The sequence below is a fragment of the Streptomyces sp. NPDC087440 genome (assembly GCF_044744005.1).
Taxonomy (GTDB): Bacteria; Actinomycetota; Actinomycetes; order Streptomycetales; family Streptomycetaceae; genus Streptomyces.
The window spans coordinates 502,981-517,723 of sequence record NZ_JBIUXN010000002.1; the positions used below are offsets into that span (position 1 = coordinate 502,981).

Consider the following 14,743-nt stretch of genomic DNA (forward strand, 5'->3'; position numbering starts at 1 on the left):
ACCCTCCGGTCTCCCCCCACGGGAGACTCAAGCCGCCCGCGCGGCTCAAGAGTTCACGGGTCGAACGCCCCGTGCGCGGTCGCTGCGCACCAGCTTCCAGATCAGGCCCAGGGCCGTCGACTGGATGAGTGCGCTGAGGGCGATGACGACGTACACGACGAGCCCCGCGGCATCCTTCTCGCCCCCGCCAAAGATTTGCAACGCCCCCAGGATCAGCGTGGACGTGGGCGAGGTCACCAGGATGACCCAGAGCGCTATGAACTCGTTCGCTTCCTCGACGAAGGCCGAGATCACCGTGAAGACCGTGACTGCTGCGACGAGTCCCAGGTAGGCGGCGGAGAGCGGGTTGGTGACGGTCGTACGGAGCAGCTTGCGCGCGATCATGAGGTTCCCCCGGTGGGTGGTGTGGTGCGATCGTGGCTGCGATCGCGGTCGTGTTTGCGTCGCCTCATGGTGCGGAACGGGGCGCGGCCGGGGCGTGAGTACGCGTACTCACTTCACCGCGCGGGAACCTCATGCACCCCTGGGCACGTCCGCCCGCCGGGGGCCCGTACGAGAGGGGGACGAAGCGGTGAGCCTGGGTTCGGATCTGGAGTCGTTGCTGGCGGAGGCCGCCCTCCTGGACGTGGATGTCGATGCCGCCGTCGCGGACGAGCACGTCCGCATGGCCGCGTACCACTGCGTCATCGCGGTGCTCGTTGCCTCCACGAGCCGCGACCGGGACCGCGCGGTCGTGGCCACGCTCCTGCGCGACCCCCGGGAAGCGCTGGCCAAGACGGCGGTGGTCGCGCTCGTGGACGGGGTTGCGGCGAAGGGCGACGGTCTTACTGAGTTCAGGGAGTGGGCCGGTCAACTACAGCCGGAAATTGAGGGGTTCAGGGCCGAGGGCCACCGCACCTTCATCCGTCGCCGCATCGGCGACTGGGACTTCCTGCTGTCCGTCGAGGGCGGTCATGCACCGACGCCGGCTGAGCTGGCGGAGGTCTCGGACTGGATGCAGCGCCTCCTCGCCCGGGACTCGACATCACCCCCGGTACTCGCCCTGCTCGCCGCGTCGGCCCGCACCCGGAAGGTACGCAACGTCGCCAGGGACCGGGCGGGAAGCCGCAGGCTGAGGGCGGAGTAGGGACTTCGCCCGTGGAGCCAACCCCCTAGCGAGACGCAACGTCTTGCCAGGGGGGCCGGGGGACGGTATCTTCCTTCTCGCGAGACGATGCGTCTCGTTGAAACGCGCATCGCGCCGCCCCTGCCCCTGTCCCCTACAAAAGGTCCCCACTTGTTCCCAGCAGCCGCAGCCACCACCTCCCAGCTCGCCGCCGCCGAGATCACCAAGCGGTACGACGGCCAACTCGTCCTGGACCGCGCCTCGTTCACCGTCCGCCCCGGCGAGAAGGTCGGCATCGTCGGGGACAACGGGGCCGGGAAGTCGACCCTGCTCCGGCTGATCGCCGGGCGGGAGCTGCCCGACAACGGCAGCCTCACCGTCACCGCCCCCGGCGGCATCGGATACCTCGCACAGACCCTGGACCTCCCCGGCACCGCCCGCGTCGGCGACGCGATCGACCTCGCGCTGCGTGACGTACGGGAGTTGGAGCAGGCCCTGCAAGGGGCGAGCGCCGACGATGTGGAAGCGTACGGGCGCCTCCTCGCCGCGTTCGAGGCACGCGGCGGGTACGACGCCGACCGGCTCGTCGACACCGCCCTCCACCGGCTGGGCGAACGCGAGGCCCTGGACCGGGCCCGGCCGCTGGGCACTCTGTCCGGCGGGCAGCGCTCCCGGCTCGCGCTCGCCGCCACCCTCGCCTCCTCGCCCGAGCTGCTGCTCCTGGACGAGCCGACCAACGACCTGGACGACGCGGCCGTGGACTGGCTGGAGGGGCGGCTGCGGGCACACCGGGGGACGGTCGTCGCCGTGACGCACGACCGGGCCTTCCTGGAGCGGGTGACGGACACGGTCCTGGAGGTGGACGCCGACCTGCACACCGTGCGGCGGCACGGCAACGGGTACGTGGGCTACCTCGCCGCGAAGGCGGCGGCCCGGGCGCGCTGGGCACGTCAACACGATGAATGGCGTGCGGAGTTGGAGCGGCAGTCAGCACTCGCGGAGAGCCACAACACCCAGCTCCACGCCATCCCCCGCAAGGTGCCGCGCGGCTTCAGCGGCGCCGGGGCCTTCCGGGCCAGGTCGCGGGCGCACGGCGCGATGGGGCGCATCCGCAACGCGCAGGAACGCCTTCAGCGACTGACGAGCAATCCGGTTCCGCCGCCTCCGGTGGCATTGACCTTCACGGGGCGTCTGCCCGGTGAACTACCGTCACAGGCGGTCGAGTTGACGGACGTACGAGTGCCGGGACGCCTGAGCATCGACGCGCTGACCGTCGAACCGGGTGCACGCCTCCTCGTGACCGGCCCCAACGGGGCAGGCAAGTCGACCCTGTTGGAGCTGCTGGCCGGATCGCTCGCACCCGACTCCGGCACGGTCGTACGGCCGGAACGCGTCGGCATCCTGCGGCAGCAGTCCGCGTACGCCGCGGCCCATGACCCGCGCACCGTCCTCGCCGCGTACGGGGAGGAGCGCGGCCACCTGCTCGTACGGTACGGGCTGTTCCGGGAGGCGGACCTCGCGACGCCGGTGTGCGACCTGTCCACCGGGCAGCGGCGCAAGCTGGAGCTGGGGGCCCTGCTCGACGGGCCCCACGACCTGCTCCTCCTCGACGAGCCGACGAACCACCTCTCGCCCGCCCTGGTGGAGGAGCTGGAGGCCGCGCTCGCCGGATTCCCCGGGACGCTCGTCGTCGCCACCCACGACCGGCGGCTGCGGGCGGGGTTCGCGGGCGGGGAGCGGCTGGAGCTGACGCCGGAGTCGGTCCGGTGAACGGGCATGCGCAAGGGGCGGCACCCGGAGATCACCGGGTGCCGCCCCTTCACGTATCAGCGTGCGGACGTACTACTTCACGATCTTGATCCGGTCCGTCACCGGCGGCGCGATCGGCTTGGCGGCGCTGGAGTTCGCGGCCAGGTAGGCGTTGAAGACGTCCAGGTCGGAGGCCGCGTTGAGCTTGTTCTTGCCGAGGGCGAGGGCGGGGAAGTTGTCGCCGCCGCCGGCCAGGAACTCGTTCATCGCGACGCGGTAGGTCTTGGCGGGGTCGATCGCCTCGCCGTTCAGCTTGATGGTCGCGGCGTCGATGCGATCGGCGCCCTTCTTGGTCAGGTCCAGGGTGTACGTGAGGCCCTTGGAGATCTGGAGGATCTTCGGGGAGGCCTCGTTACCGCCGCTGACCTGCTGCTTCAGCGCGGCGATGAGGTCGGCGCCGGTGAGGTCGACGACGTTCATCAGGTTGGTGAAGGGCTGCACGGTGAAGGCCTCGCCGTACGTGACGACGCCGTCCCCTTCCGCACCCGAGGCCTTGTAGACCAGGTCGGAGCGGATGCCGCCGGGGTTCATCAGGGCGAGCTGCGCGCCGCCCTTGTCGGCGGCGGACAGGCCCTGCTGCTGGGCGTCGGCGATGAGGTTGCCCAGCGGCTTCTCCAGCGCGGGGGAACCGCGGCCTTCGATGTCGGCGGAGATGTAGCCCTGGGGGCGGTTGGCGATCGGGGCGGCCAGGACGTTCCAGCGCGCGATCAGGTCCCGCATGTCCTCGCCCAGCTTCTCCCGCTCGGGCTGGTCACGGGTGACGATGTGGTTGCCCGAGGTGGGCGACTTGGCCGTCGTGCGGACGATGTCCTGGGTACGGCGGTCGTAGGTGAGCGTCGTGTCCGTGTAGACCCGGCCGAAGGAGGCGGCCGACGTGACCAGGCGGGGGTTGCCCGCCGGGTCGGGGATGGTGCAGACGTAGCTCTGGTGGGTGTGGCCGGTGACCAGCGCGTCGACCTTGGGGCTGATGCCCTTGGCGATGTCCTTGATCGGACCCGAGATGCCGTCGCCGGGGCCGGGGCTGTCGCAGTTGTAGTCGTACGTGGTGGAGGCGGGCATGCCGCCCTCGTGGATGAGCGCGACGATGGACTTCACGCCCTGCCGGTCGAGCTCCTTGGCGTACTTGTTGACCGTCTCGATCTCGTCGTGGAACTTCAGGCCCTTGACGCCGTTGGCCGTCACGACGCCCGGGGTGTTCTCCAGCGTGACGCCGATGAAGCCGATCTTGACGCCGTTCTTCTTCCAGACGGTGTACGGCTTGAGGAGCGGCTTGCCGGTCTTCTCCTTGGTGACGTTCGCGGAGAGGTACGGGAAGTCGGCGCCCTTGAACTTCTTCGGCTTGCCCTTCTTGTCCTTCTCGAAGCAGCCCTCGGTGGGGTGGCAGCCGCCGTTCTGTATGCGCAGCAGCTCGGCCGAGCCCTCGTCGAACTCGTGGTTGCCGACGGACGTCACGTCGAGCTTCATCTTGTTCAGGGCTTCGACGGTGGGCTCGTCGTGGAAGAGCCCGGACAGCATGGGGCTCGCGCCGATCATGTCGCCCGCGGCGGCCGTGACCGAGTACGCCTTGCCCTTGCGGGCCTTGCGCAGGCTCGTCGCCAGGTGCTCGACACCACCCGCGTCGATCGCGCCGATCTTGCCCGAGGAACCGGCCGGGGGCTCCAGGGTGCCGTGCAGGTCGTTGAAGGAGAGGAGCTGCACGTCGACGGTGCGGGCCGGCTTCGGGTGGCCGTGGCCGCCGTGTCCGTTGCCGCCGCCGTGGCCCTGCGCGGACGCGGGCATCGCGGCGACGAGCGCACCGGCGGTGGTGAGACCGGCGGCGGCGAAGAGGAACCGCCGGGCGGCGCGGTTCGGACGAGGGTTCGCTGACATCTGTCCCCTTGTGAGTTCAGCGTGAAGGGTGCGGGGTGCGTTCGAGAGCCTAAAGTCAACGCGCGTAGCGCAACAGGGGGGTGCGGGTTACGAGGTGGTTTCCGTTGGCGGTACGTCAGGGATGGGGTGAGTTTCACCCGTTCGGCTGAGTGTGGGGCGTTGGGGGGCCAGGGGCATATGCGAGAAGCAAGCCTGTGCGTGTGAACGAGAAGATCGCGGCCGAGACCGCTGCCGTAGCCGTACCCGCCCAGGCTTCGAGCCTGCCGCCTGGCTTCCACGAGATGGTCGACGACCTGAAGTCGATCGTGCGGGGTGCGCATGTGCGGGCGCAGCTCAAGGTGAACACCGAGATGATCCGGATGTACTGGGAGATCGGCAGGACAATTCTGGAGAAGCAGGGCAAGGAGAGGTGGGGGACGAAGGTCATCGACCGGATCGCCACGGAGCTGCGGACGGAGTTTCCGGGGCAGCGGGGGTTCAGCCGGAGCAATCTCCACTACATGCAGCAATTGGCTCGAACATGGGTCGAACCAATTGTCCAACAGCCTGTTGGACAATTGCCGTGGGGACACATCGTGAGCCTCATGAACAAGTGCGAAACCCGCCCCGAGCAGGACTTCTACGCCCAACGCGCCATCCAGCACGGCTGGTCCCGCAGCGTCCTCGACCTCCAGATCAAGCAGCGCCTGCACGAGCGCGAGGGTGCCGCCCTCAACAACTTCACCCTCACCGTCCCCGAGGATTCCGACGTCCTCCGGGAGATCACCCGGGACCCGTACCTCTTCGACTTCACGGGACTCGGCGGCAACGCCTCCGAGCGCAGCCTGGAGGACGCGCTCGTGGCCCGGATGGTCCTGTTCCTCACCGAACTCGGCACCGGGTTCGCCTTCGTCGGCCGCCAGTACCCGCTGCGGGTCGGCGGCTCCGACTTCCGGCTGGACCTGCTCTTCTACCATGTGCGACTGCACCGGTTCGTGATTATCGAGCTCAAGACGGGCCGGGCCGAGCCCGAGCACTACGGCAAGCTGAACTTCTACCTGGCCGTTGCCGACGACCTCGTACGGGACAAGGAGCTGGACGGGCCCACCATCGGGCTGCTCGTCGCCGCCAACCGCGACGGGGAGGTCGCCCGGTACGCCCTCGAACGCAGCGGAAGCCCGATGGCCGTCGCCACGTGGACCGGACTGGACCGCGAGGCCCAGGTGTCGCTTCCCCCTGCCGAGGACCTGGCGCGCGTCGCGGACGGGGTGCTCCGGGAGCACGGGGCGGGCTGAGTGCCCGAACGGGGGGATCGAACGACCCCCTCCCCGTACCCTCGACCCCATGACCAGCGACGCGACTCTTCCCGGCCCCGGCCGGCTGCGGATTCTTGATGCGCTTGACGGCGCGCAGGCCGCCCAGGTGACCGAGCTACTGACCGATGCCGCCCGTTCCGACGGCGTGCAGGCCGTCTCCGAGCAGGGGCGGTTGCAGCTGCGGGGCGGGAAGCGGGAGGGGGTCACCCATTTTCTGATCAGTGACGGGGATCAGCTGGTGGGGTATGCCCAGTTGGAGGACACCGACCCCGTCGAGGCGCCGGCCGCCGAGCTCGTCGTACGGCCCGAGCAGCGGGGGAAGGGGTACGGGCGGGCCCTCGGGGACGCGCTCCTGGACGCGTCCGGGCGGCGGCTGCGGGTGTGGGCGCACGGCGGGAAGCCTGCGGCGCGGCATCTGGCGCAGGTGCTGGGGATGGCGATGTTCCGGGAGCTGCGGCAGTTGCGGCGGCCGTTGAGCCCGCTCGACATCCCGGAGCCCGTGTTCCCGGAGGGCGTGAGCGTACGGACCTTCGTGCCCGGGCAGGACGACGCGGCGTGGCTGGCCGTGAACGCCGCCGCCTTCGCGCACCACCCCGAGCAGGGGTCGCTCACGCAGCGGGACCTCGACGACCGGAAGGCGGAGGAGTGGTTCGACCCGAAGGGGTTCTTCCTGGCCGTTCGCGAGTCCGACGGGGAGATCGTCGGGTTCCACTGGACCAAGGTGCACCGCGAGGAGCAGCTCGGTGAGGTGTACGTCGTCGGGGTCGCGCCCGGCGCGCAGGGCGGCGGGCTCGGCAAGGCGCTGACCGCGACCGGGCTGCGGCACCTCGCGGCGGAGGGGCTGCCGACGGCTTCCCTGTACGTGGACGCGGACAACGTCGCGGCGGTGGCGGTGTACGAGCGGCTCGGGTTCACGACGTACGAAACGGACTTGATGTACCGGACCGAGTCATAACGGACCACGTTACGGACCCGTAGCGCGAGCGAGAGGGCCGGTGTCGTTTGACACCGGCCCTCTCTTGGATCACCCTTTCACTACTTGATTAGTGAAAGGGGGGTGAAGCGCGATGGTCGAGTACCGCATCGACCGGCGCAGTGGCGTCGCCACCTACCTCCAGATCGTCCAGCAGACCAAGCACGCCCTGCGGCTCGGTCTGCTGGAGCCGGGGGACCAACTCCCCACCGCCCGGGCGGTGGTGGAGGCGACCGCGATCAACCCGAACACCGTGCTCAAGGCGTACCGGGAGCTGGAGCGGGAGGGCCTGGTGGAGGCCAGGCGAGGGATGGGCACGTTCGTGACCCGTTCCCTGGGGGCCGCGCAGCCCGCAGATTCACCACTGCGCGAGGAACTGCGGGAGTGGGCGGGGCGGGCCAGGTCGTCGGGGATGGACAAGGACGACGCGGCCGCGCTCTTCACTTCCGTGCTGGAGCAGGTCTTTGAAGGGGAGCAAGGGGAACAGCGATGACCAACGCAGCGATCGAGGCGGTCGGCCTCGGCAAGAGGTACGGGAGGCTGGGCAAGTGGGCCGTCCAGGACTGCACCTTCCGGCTGCCGCAGGGCCGGATATGCGCGCTCGTCGGGCCCAACGGGGCAGGTAAGTCAACCCTGTTGGGGCAGCTGGCGGGGCTCGTACGGCCGACGCAGGGCGAGCTGAGGGTGCTGGGGCGCACGCCGGGGGCCGCACGTGAGCAGCTCGCCTTCCTGGCGCAGGAGAAGCCGCTGTACCCGCAGTTCAGCATCGGCGAGACCCTGCGGATGGGGCAGGAGCTGAACCCGGTGCGCTGGGACGCCGAGCGTGCCACGCGCATCGTCAAGGACGGCGGGCTCGACCTCGACACCAAGGTCCGCGAGCTGTCCGGCGGCCAGCGCACCCGGGTCGCGCTCGCCCTGTGCCTGGGCAAGCAGCCCGACCTGCTGCTCCTGGACGAGCCGATGGCCGACCTGGACCCGCTCGCCCGCCACCAGCTGATGGGCAACCTGCTCGCCGAGGCGGGCGAGAGCGGCACCACCGTGGTCATCTCCTCCCACATCCTGGCCGAGCTGGAAGGCGCCTGCGACTACCTCCTGCTGATGGAGAACGGCCGCATCCGCCTCGGCGGCGAGACGGACGAACTCCTCGCCGCGCACGCCCTGTTGTCGGGTCCGGTCGCCGAGATCGGGCCGGGGACGACGGTCGTCGAGTCGAAGGTGACGGGGCGTCACATGACGGCTCTGGTACGACGCGGGGCCGAGCCGGTCGGAGGCGACTGGGAGGCCGTGGAGCCGACCCTGGAGGAACTCCTCCTGGCCCACATGCGCTCGCCGGAGGCCCCGGCCCTGCTCACGCCGAGTGCGGAGCCGCTGGGTGCCGGGCCGCAGGGTGCGGTGGCGGGGCGTACGTCGACGGAGGTCGGGGCGTGAGTGCACTGTCCGTACTGCCCGCGCTGCGCGGCCCGCAGTGGGTCGCCGCACGCCAACACCGTTCCACGGCACGGGTGTTCACGGCTCTGATCCTGCTGTGTGCCGTGTTCGTGGCCGCCTTCCTGATCACCCTCGCCCTGAGCGACGATCCGGCGAGCGTCAGCGCCCGGGGGGCCGACACCGGCCTCACCCTGGCGCTGAACACCTCGCTCGTCCCGCTGTCCCTCCTGCCCGCCCTGGTCGGGGCGTTCGTCGCGGGCCCGCTGGTGGCGCGCGAGCTGGAGTCGGGGACGTACACCTGGCTGTGGACGCAGTCCGTCACCCCGGTCCGCTGGCTGGCCACGAAGCTGGCCCTGACGACGGCGGTGACGCTGACCGGGACGACCGCCCTGGTGCTGCTGTTCCGCGCGGCCAGGGACGGCCTGCCCGAGGGCTCCCTCCGCTTCAGCTGGTACGGCACCGCGTACGAGATGCTCGGGCCGGGCGTGGTCGCGCAGTGCGCGCTGGGCATCGGCGTCGGGGCGCTCGTGGGGCTGCTGGTGCGCAGGACGGTACCCGCGATGGTGGTGACCGCCGTGGTCGTCTTCGTCGCCCAGAGCGCCTTGACCATGGGGCTGCGGGAACTGCTGTGGCCGGTGCGGACGCTGGTGTCGAAGACGCCGATCGAGTCGCTGCACACCCCCCAGGTGTGGACCCTCACCGAGGGCATGCTGACCTCGGACGGGACCCGCATCCTCAACGACACCTGCAACGGCCCCACCGGCGTCGGCTCCACCTTCGAGGAGTGCATGACCGGCCTGGGCGGCGTGACCCACTTCGCCGACGTACACCCCGAGTCCCACTTCTGGCCGCTCCAACTCGTGGGTTCCGGGCTGCTGTTGGCGCTCGCGGCCATCGCGGTCGCCCTCGCCTTCCGCGTCCTGCGGGGCCGCCACGCGGGGGCGTCGTGAGCGCCGTCGCGGGGGTCGCGCCGAGGGCCGCCGTCCCCTACCGGCACGTCCTGCACCAGCACCGGGCGGCGCTGATCACCGCGCTGGTGCTGGCCGGGACGGCTGCGGTGCTCTCGGCCGGGGGGCGGATGTGGTCCGCCGACGGGGGCTGGGGGCTCACCGCCGGGAAGGCGGTCGCGGGACTGCTGCCGCTGTTCGGCGGGGTGCAGATGGCGGGGCCGATGGTGGCCGAGGAGCTGGAGTCGGGGACGTACAAGATGGCCTGGACGCAGGGCGTGACGCCGCTGCGCTGGCTGGCGGCGAAGGCCGTCGTGGCGCTCGGGCTGCTGGTGGGGCTGGAGGTGGCACTGGGGTGGGTGAACGGCACCCCGCTGTCGTTCGCGCCCGTACCCCTCGCCTACGTGCTGCTCGCGGTGGCCTTCGGCACGATGGTCGGGCTGCTGGTGCGCCGGACGACGCGGGCGACGGTCGTCACCGGTCTGGCGCTCGGCGTCCTGATGCTGGCGGGCCAGTCACAGCCGCACGACACGCTCGGCGCTCAACTCACGTTGGCCCTCCCCCTGTTGGCGGGTACGGCCGTGGCGGCTGCGGCTGCCTGCCTGCTTCTTCACCGCGCATCCCAGGGAGATGCCTCATGACCACCACGCACACGGCACCGCACACCACCGGGCCCGCACGGGCGGCGGCCCCGGGGCCCGCACCGGTCGCCGAGCTGCGGCGCGGGGCGATCCGCGTGGCGCTGCGGCAGCACCGGTGGGCACTGCGGATCGCCGCCGTGCTGACCGTGTTGGTGGCGGGAGCTGCGGCGGGGACGCGGTGGTGGATGGAGGCGACGGGCGCCCCGCTGGGCGGCCGCAGTCAGGTCGTCAACGCGTTGCGGACCTTCGTCGAGCCGTACGGCACCGGCCTCCTGCTCCTTCCGCTGCTGGTGGGGGCGTTCGTCGCGGGCCCGCTGGTCGCGCGGGAGCTGGAGTCGGGGACGTACAAGCTGGCCTGGACGCAGTCCGTGTCCCCCGCGCGCTGGCTAGCGGTGCGGCTCGCGCTGCCGCTGACGGTGGTGGTGACCGGGGCGCTGCTCCTGGTCGCGGGCTACCGGCTGGCGCGCGCGCCGTTCACGGGCAAGCCTTACTGGAGCTTCGACTGGTACCAGTTCGGCGTGTACGAGTCCCTGGGCCCGGTGACCGTCGCGTACTGCGTGCTGGGCGTGACCGCCGGTGCTCTGCTCGGGCTGCTGGTGCGGCGGGCGGTCGTGTCGATGGCGGTGACGGCGGCGGTGCTGGGCGGCGTGCTGGCCGTCATGAAGACCGTGCGGGGCGGGCTCTGGCCGGTCCGTACGAAGACGGGCGACGACGCGGCGGACATGTCGGGGATGATCCAGGTGTGGCTGCACGACGCGGGCTGGATGGACGCGTCGGGCGTACGGATCGACACCGAGCCCTGCGCCGCAGCGGGGATACGGGCGCTCAACGCGCACCCGGATCCGAGCGACGAGGTGTACGGCCAGGTCTTCGACGCGTGTGTGAAGGAGCGGGGCGGGACCACCCAGTACGTCGACTACCACACGCTGGCGGACCTCTGGCCGCTCCAACTGGTGGAATCGGGTGTGGTGTTGGCGCTGGCGGTAGTCGCGGGGGCGCTCGCCTTCCGGGTGCTGCGGCGGATGCACGGGTGACGGCTGAGGGGCCGGGGCCCCTTCCGCACCGGGGGCTCATGCCGGGCCGGGGGGTCCTTCCGTACCGGGGGGGGCTCGTTCCGTACCGGGGGCTCATTCCGTGACGGTGAGGTCCTTCGCGTAGAACTCGATGGCTTCGCGGTACTCCTGCACGGACGTGTCCCCGCTGGTCTCCGTCAGCAGACGCAGCAGCAGACGCATGCCGTCGTGGGCCTCGCCCACGTTGAACAGCGCCATCGCGAGGAAGGTGCGGAGCGCCCCGTGCTCGGGGAACTCCTGGGTCCCGGTGCGCAGCGTGCGGACCGCGTCCTCGTAGCGGCCGAGGGTCCGGTACGTACTGCCGAGCCCCAGCAGCGCGCCCCTGCGGTCCTCGGGGGTCAGGGTCCCGGCGAGCGCCTTCTCGTAGAAGGGGACCGCCTCCGCCTCCAGGCCGAGCCGGTCGTGCGCCCACGCGGTCTGGTACGCGATCTCCGCGTCCTCCGGGAAGCGCTCGCCGAGGGCGAGGAGGCGGATGCGGGCCTCCTCGGTGCGGCCGGCGGTGCGCAGGGATATGGCTTCGGTGAGGGAGCTGTCGCGGTTCGTGTCCTGGGGGGCGGTCATGGGGGCATGATCGCAGGCAGGGCGCGGCTCAGCGGACGTATTCCTTGAGTTCCTCGGTGTCGAGCTCGATGCTCACGGGCTCGGGGATCGTGATCTTCTGGCCGAAGGCGACTCGATGTGTGTCCGTGTAATTGCCGAGTTCTCCGTCAGGCTTGGTGAACACGATGACCTCGCAGCTGTCCCGGTCGATGAGCAGGTACACCGGAATACCCGCTGTCGCGTACGCGGGCGGCTTCTCCACCCGGTCCCGCTGGTCGGTGTCCGAGTCGTACGAAGTGACCTCGACGACCATCACCGCAGGAGCAGGGTCACCCCACTCGCCCTGTCCGGCGAATGACTTCCGGGGCGCGAGAATCCCATCGGGCCGGGCCCGGCCGTTGCGGTACTTCTCGACCTTGAGGCCTTGATCGGAGCCGAACAGCGCCCAGCCGGGCTTGTGCTGCATACAGATCGCCCGAAGCCACTCGACGATTTCGTTGTGATCCCCGTCCGGCACTTTCTTTTCCCTGGTCCGTCCGTCGATGAACTCGAACCTGACGGCATCGGAGGCGGCGGCGGCCCCTCGGGCCACCTCTTCGAACTCCTCCACCGTCATGCCGGACGTGCGCTCTGCCATGACCGTCATGATGCGCTCCCTTCCTGGCGAGCACCAGTGTGGATGGGCCGACACGCAAAAGTGCTGGTTCATTCACCGTTCCCCCGAACGGGTGATCGCCCCCCCTACCCCGGCGTCACCAGCCTCGCCTCGTACGCGAAGACCGCCGCCTGGGTGCGGTCCCGCAGGCCCAGCTTCACCAGCACGCGGCTCACGTGCGTCTTGATCGTGGACTCGGCGACGACCAGCCGGGACGCGATCTCCCCGTTGGAGAGTCCGTGCGCGATCAGCACCAGGACCTCCGTCTCGCGGTCGGTGAGGTCACCGATCTGGGTGAGCGCGGCGGGTCTGCGTCCCGTCGGCCCGGTCAGCTTCGAGAACTCCGCGATCAGCCGCTTCGTGACGGCGGGCGCGAGCAGCGCCTCGCCGCCCGCCACCACCCGTACCCCCTCGGCGAGTTGGCGTGCGGAGGCGTCCTTCAGCAGGAACCCCGAGGCCCCCGCCCGGAGCGCCTGGTAGACGTACTCGTCCAGGTCGAAGGTGGTGAGGACCAGCACCTTCGCGTCCCCGTCGGCGGCGACGATCTCGCGGGTGGCCTCGATGCCGTTCAGCTCGGGCATCCGGATGTCCATCAGGACGACGTCCGGCCGCAGGGCCGCCGCCCGCTCGATCGCCTGCCGCCCGTCGACCGCCTCGCCGACGACCTCGATGCCGGGCATGGCGTTGAGGAGTACGGAGAAGCCTTCCCGCACCATCATCTGGTCGTCGACGATCAGCACCCGGATGGGGTGGGAGGGGGCGGGGGCTGCTGTGGTCATTCGGCGGGCTCCGGGCGGTTCGGGAGGGGTTCGGGCCGCTCCTTCAGGAGGGAGAGCGCGGACGGCTCCGGCTGTGACGGTACGGGGGGCTGCTCGCGCGGCGACGGTACGGGTGCCTCCTCGTCCGGCGACGGCACGGCGTCCTCCACCGCGCTCCCCCGCCGCCCCTGCCCGGGCACCGGCACCGGAACCGGCACCGGAACCGGAACCGCATCCTCCGGACCCGCCCCCGCCCCCGCCCCCGAGGCCACCGGCACGAACACCGTCACCTCGAAGCCCCCTTCCGGCGTCGGTTCCGCCGTCATCTCGCCGCCCAGCATCTGCACCCGCTCCCGCATCCCGGTCAGCCCGTGCCCGGCACCGGGCGAGGGCGGCGCGTCGGCCGCCGAAGGCCCGTTGACCACCCGCAGCCCCAGCCCGCCCAGGACGTAACTCACCTCGACGCGGGCCCGCGCACCCGGCGCGTGCCGCAGTACGTTGCTCAGCGCCTCCTGGACGATCCGGTACGCCGACAGCTCGACCCCCTGCGGCAGCACCCGCACCGCACCGGTGACGGCCTGCTCGACCTCCAGCCCGGTGTCGCGGACGTTCGCCAACAGGCGCGGCAGGTCGGCCAGTTGGGGCTGCGGGGCGTCGGGGGCCTCGTAGTCCTCCGCCCGTACGACGCCCAGGACGCGGCGCAGTTCGGTCAGGGCGGCCACCGCGTTCTCGCGGATCGTGGCGAAGGCCTGTTCCAGCTCGGGCGGCGGGTTCTCCACCCGGTAGGGGGCGGCCTCCGCCTGGATGGCGACGACCGACATGTGGTGGGCGACCACGTCGTGCAGTTCGCGGGCGATGGTGGTGCGCTCCTCCAGCAGGGTGCGCCGGCCGCGCTCGACGGCGGTGACCGACTTCTGGGCGACCACCTCGCGCTGCCCGGCCCTGCGGACGTGCACGATGCACACCAGGAGGAGCAGGAAGGCGGCTGCCGCCAGGAACGGACCGCCGTTGTTGAAGCGCCCCGCGCCGAGCACCACGTCCGCGAGGAAGGTGTACGCGGCGGAGATCAGCCACATCCAGACGGCGGTCCGCGGCCGGGTCCTGAACGCCACCACGATGAGCACCACCAGGTGGGCCGCGATCACCCCGCCCGGCCAGGGCCAGTACACGTCGAACGCGCCCAGCAGCCCGGTCACCGGCGCCATCAGCAGCGACAGCCAGAACGCGGCGGCCGGTCGCACCAGGCTGAGCAGCACCGGAGCGGCGGTCAGCAGCGCGATCACCACGCCCTCGATGTTCCCGCCCATGGTGACGAAGGCGATGAAGGCGGCCAGCAGCGCCCCCGCCGTCACCAGGGCGTGCACCGCCCAGGACGCCCGCTCGCGCATCCGGGCGGGCAGTGCGGCCACCAGCCGGTGGTCCGGGCCCAGCGGCGGCAGGAGCCGGTAGGCGGTGGGCTCACTCAGCAGGTCTTCCCGCAGACCGCCCAGCGCTCGGGCGGCCAGCCGGTACTCCGGGCTTCTACTACTGATCGTCTGGTTCACGTTTCCCAAGGTAGGGCGGGGTCCACGAAAGGTCGTCCCTCCGTACGCCGACCTTTCGCGTCCCCCTCAAGTACTACGCGCCCAAGGACTACGCGCCCGAGGACTG

The 14,743-nt window shown here is 71.0% G+C and carries 15 protein-coding genes; 9 read left to right on the forward strand and 6 right to left on the reverse strand.

Annotated features, from left to right (window positions below; translation table 11 throughout):
- Positions 1 to 45 precede the first annotated feature (45 nt).
- The gene (locus ACIO3O_RS07095) at positions 46 to 384 is read right to left on the reverse strand and encodes an SCO4225 family membrane protein (protein ID WP_401742901.1); all 339 of its coding nucleotides are present in this window, start codon (positions 382 to 384) and stop codon (positions 46 to 48) included.
- A 187-nt stretch (positions 385 to 571) separates the two neighbouring features.
- Here ACIO3O_RS07095 and ACIO3O_RS07100 point away from each other — a divergent pair, with 187 nt between their 5' ends.
- Both ACIO3O_RS07100 and ACIO3O_RS07105 read left to right on the forward strand, forming a co-directional pair.
- A complete protein-coding gene (locus ACIO3O_RS07100) occupies positions 572 to 1,126 on the forward strand; it encodes a hypothetical protein (protein WP_401742903.1) in 555 nt (184 codons plus the stop codon).
- Positions 1,127 to 1,276: 150 nt separating this feature from the next.
- The gene (locus ACIO3O_RS07105; protein WP_401742905.1) at positions 1,277 to 2,875 is read left to right on the forward strand and encodes an ABC-F family ATP-binding cassette domain-containing protein; all 1,599 of its coding nucleotides are present in this window, start codon (positions 1,277 to 1,279) and stop codon (positions 2,873 to 2,875) included.
- Between the two features lie 72 nt (positions 2,876 to 2,947).
- Here ACIO3O_RS07105 and ACIO3O_RS07110 read toward each other — a convergent pair whose 3' ends face one another.
- The gene (locus ACIO3O_RS07110) at positions 2,948 to 4,783 is read right to left on the reverse strand and encodes a bifunctional metallophosphatase/5'-nucleotidase (protein WP_401742907.1); all 1,836 of its coding nucleotides are present in this window, start codon (positions 4,781 to 4,783) and stop codon (positions 2,948 to 2,950) included.
- A gap of 200 nt (positions 4,784 to 4,983) precedes the next feature.
- Here ACIO3O_RS07110 and ACIO3O_RS07115 point away from each other — a divergent pair, with 200 nt between their 5' ends.
- The 7 genes from ACIO3O_RS07115 (at position 4,984) to ACIO3O_RS07145 (ending at position 11,101) form a co-directional block, all read left to right on the forward strand.
- The gene (locus tag ACIO3O_RS07115; protein WP_401742909.1) at positions 4,984 to 6,057 is read left to right on the forward strand and encodes a YhcG family protein; all 1,074 of its coding nucleotides are present in this window, start codon (positions 4,984 to 4,986) and stop codon (positions 6,055 to 6,057) included.
- A 49-nt stretch (positions 6,058 to 6,106) separates the two neighbouring features.
- Positions 6,107 to 7,033 (forward strand): mycothiol synthase, encoded by a 927-nt coding sequence (gene mshD, locus ACIO3O_RS07120; RefSeq protein WP_401742911.1) that lies wholly within the window; start codon positions 6,107 to 6,109, stop codon positions 7,031 to 7,033.
- A gap of 112 nt (positions 7,034 to 7,145) precedes the next feature.
- Positions 7,146 to 7,544, forward strand: coding sequence for a GntR family transcriptional regulator (locus ACIO3O_RS07125; RefSeq protein ID WP_401742914.1), 399 nt, complete (start codon positions 7,146 to 7,148; stop codon positions 7,542 to 7,544).
- A complete protein-coding gene (locus ACIO3O_RS07130; RefSeq protein WP_401742916.1) occupies positions 7,541 to 8,479 on the forward strand; it encodes an ABC transporter ATP-binding protein in 939 nt (312 codons plus the stop codon). The genes ACIO3O_RS07125 and ACIO3O_RS07130 overlap by 4 nt, the downstream gene beginning before the upstream one ends.
- Entirely contained in the window at positions 8,476 to 9,429 is a 954-nt protein-coding gene (locus tag ACIO3O_RS07135; protein ID WP_401742918.1) for an ABC transporter permease, read from the forward strand. Before ACIO3O_RS07130 ends, ACIO3O_RS07135 begins: the two co-directional genes overlap by 4 nt.
- Positions 9,426 to 10,067: a hypothetical protein gene (locus tag ACIO3O_RS07140; protein ID WP_401742920.1), complete on the forward strand. Its 642-nt coding sequence runs from the start codon at positions 9,426 to 9,428 to the stop codon at positions 10,065 to 10,067. The genes ACIO3O_RS07135 and ACIO3O_RS07140 overlap by 4 nt, the downstream gene beginning before the upstream one ends.
- Complete coding sequence (locus tag ACIO3O_RS07145) at positions 10,064 to 11,101, forward strand: ABC transporter permease (RefSeq protein WP_401742923.1); 1,038 nt, start codon at positions 10,064 to 10,066, stop codon at positions 11,099 to 11,101. The genes ACIO3O_RS07140 and ACIO3O_RS07145 overlap by 4 nt, the downstream gene beginning before the upstream one ends.
- Before the next feature lie 93 nt (positions 11,102 to 11,194).
- Here ACIO3O_RS07145 and ACIO3O_RS07150 read toward each other — a convergent pair whose 3' ends face one another.
- The 4 genes from ACIO3O_RS07150 to ACIO3O_RS07165 all read right to left on the reverse strand — a co-directional run bounded on the left by ACIO3O_RS07150 (position 11,195) and on the right by ACIO3O_RS07165 (position 14,637).
- A complete protein-coding gene (locus ACIO3O_RS07150) occupies positions 11,195 to 11,701 on the reverse strand; it encodes a tetratricopeptide repeat protein (protein ID WP_401742926.1) in 507 nt (168 codons plus the stop codon).
- A gap of 28 nt (positions 11,702 to 11,729) precedes the next feature.
- On the reverse strand, positions 11,730 to 12,326 hold the full coding sequence (locus tag ACIO3O_RS07155) for a Uma2 family endonuclease (protein WP_401742928.1): 597 nt from the start codon (positions 12,324 to 12,326) through the stop codon (positions 11,730 to 11,732).
- A gap of 95 nt (positions 12,327 to 12,421) precedes the next feature.
- Positions 12,422 to 13,114: a response regulator gene (locus ACIO3O_RS07160; RefSeq protein WP_401742930.1), complete on the reverse strand. Its 693-nt coding sequence runs from the start codon at positions 13,112 to 13,114 to the stop codon at positions 12,422 to 12,424.
- Positions 13,111 to 14,637 carry a sensor histidine kinase gene (locus ACIO3O_RS07165; protein ID WP_401742933.1) on the reverse strand — a complete coding sequence of 509 codons (1,527 nt, stop codon included), beginning with the start codon at positions 14,635 to 14,637 and terminating at the stop codon, positions 13,111 to 13,113. Before ACIO3O_RS07165 ends, ACIO3O_RS07160 begins: the two co-directional genes overlap by 4 nt.
- Between the last annotated feature and the right edge of the window lie 106 nt (positions 14,638 to 14,743).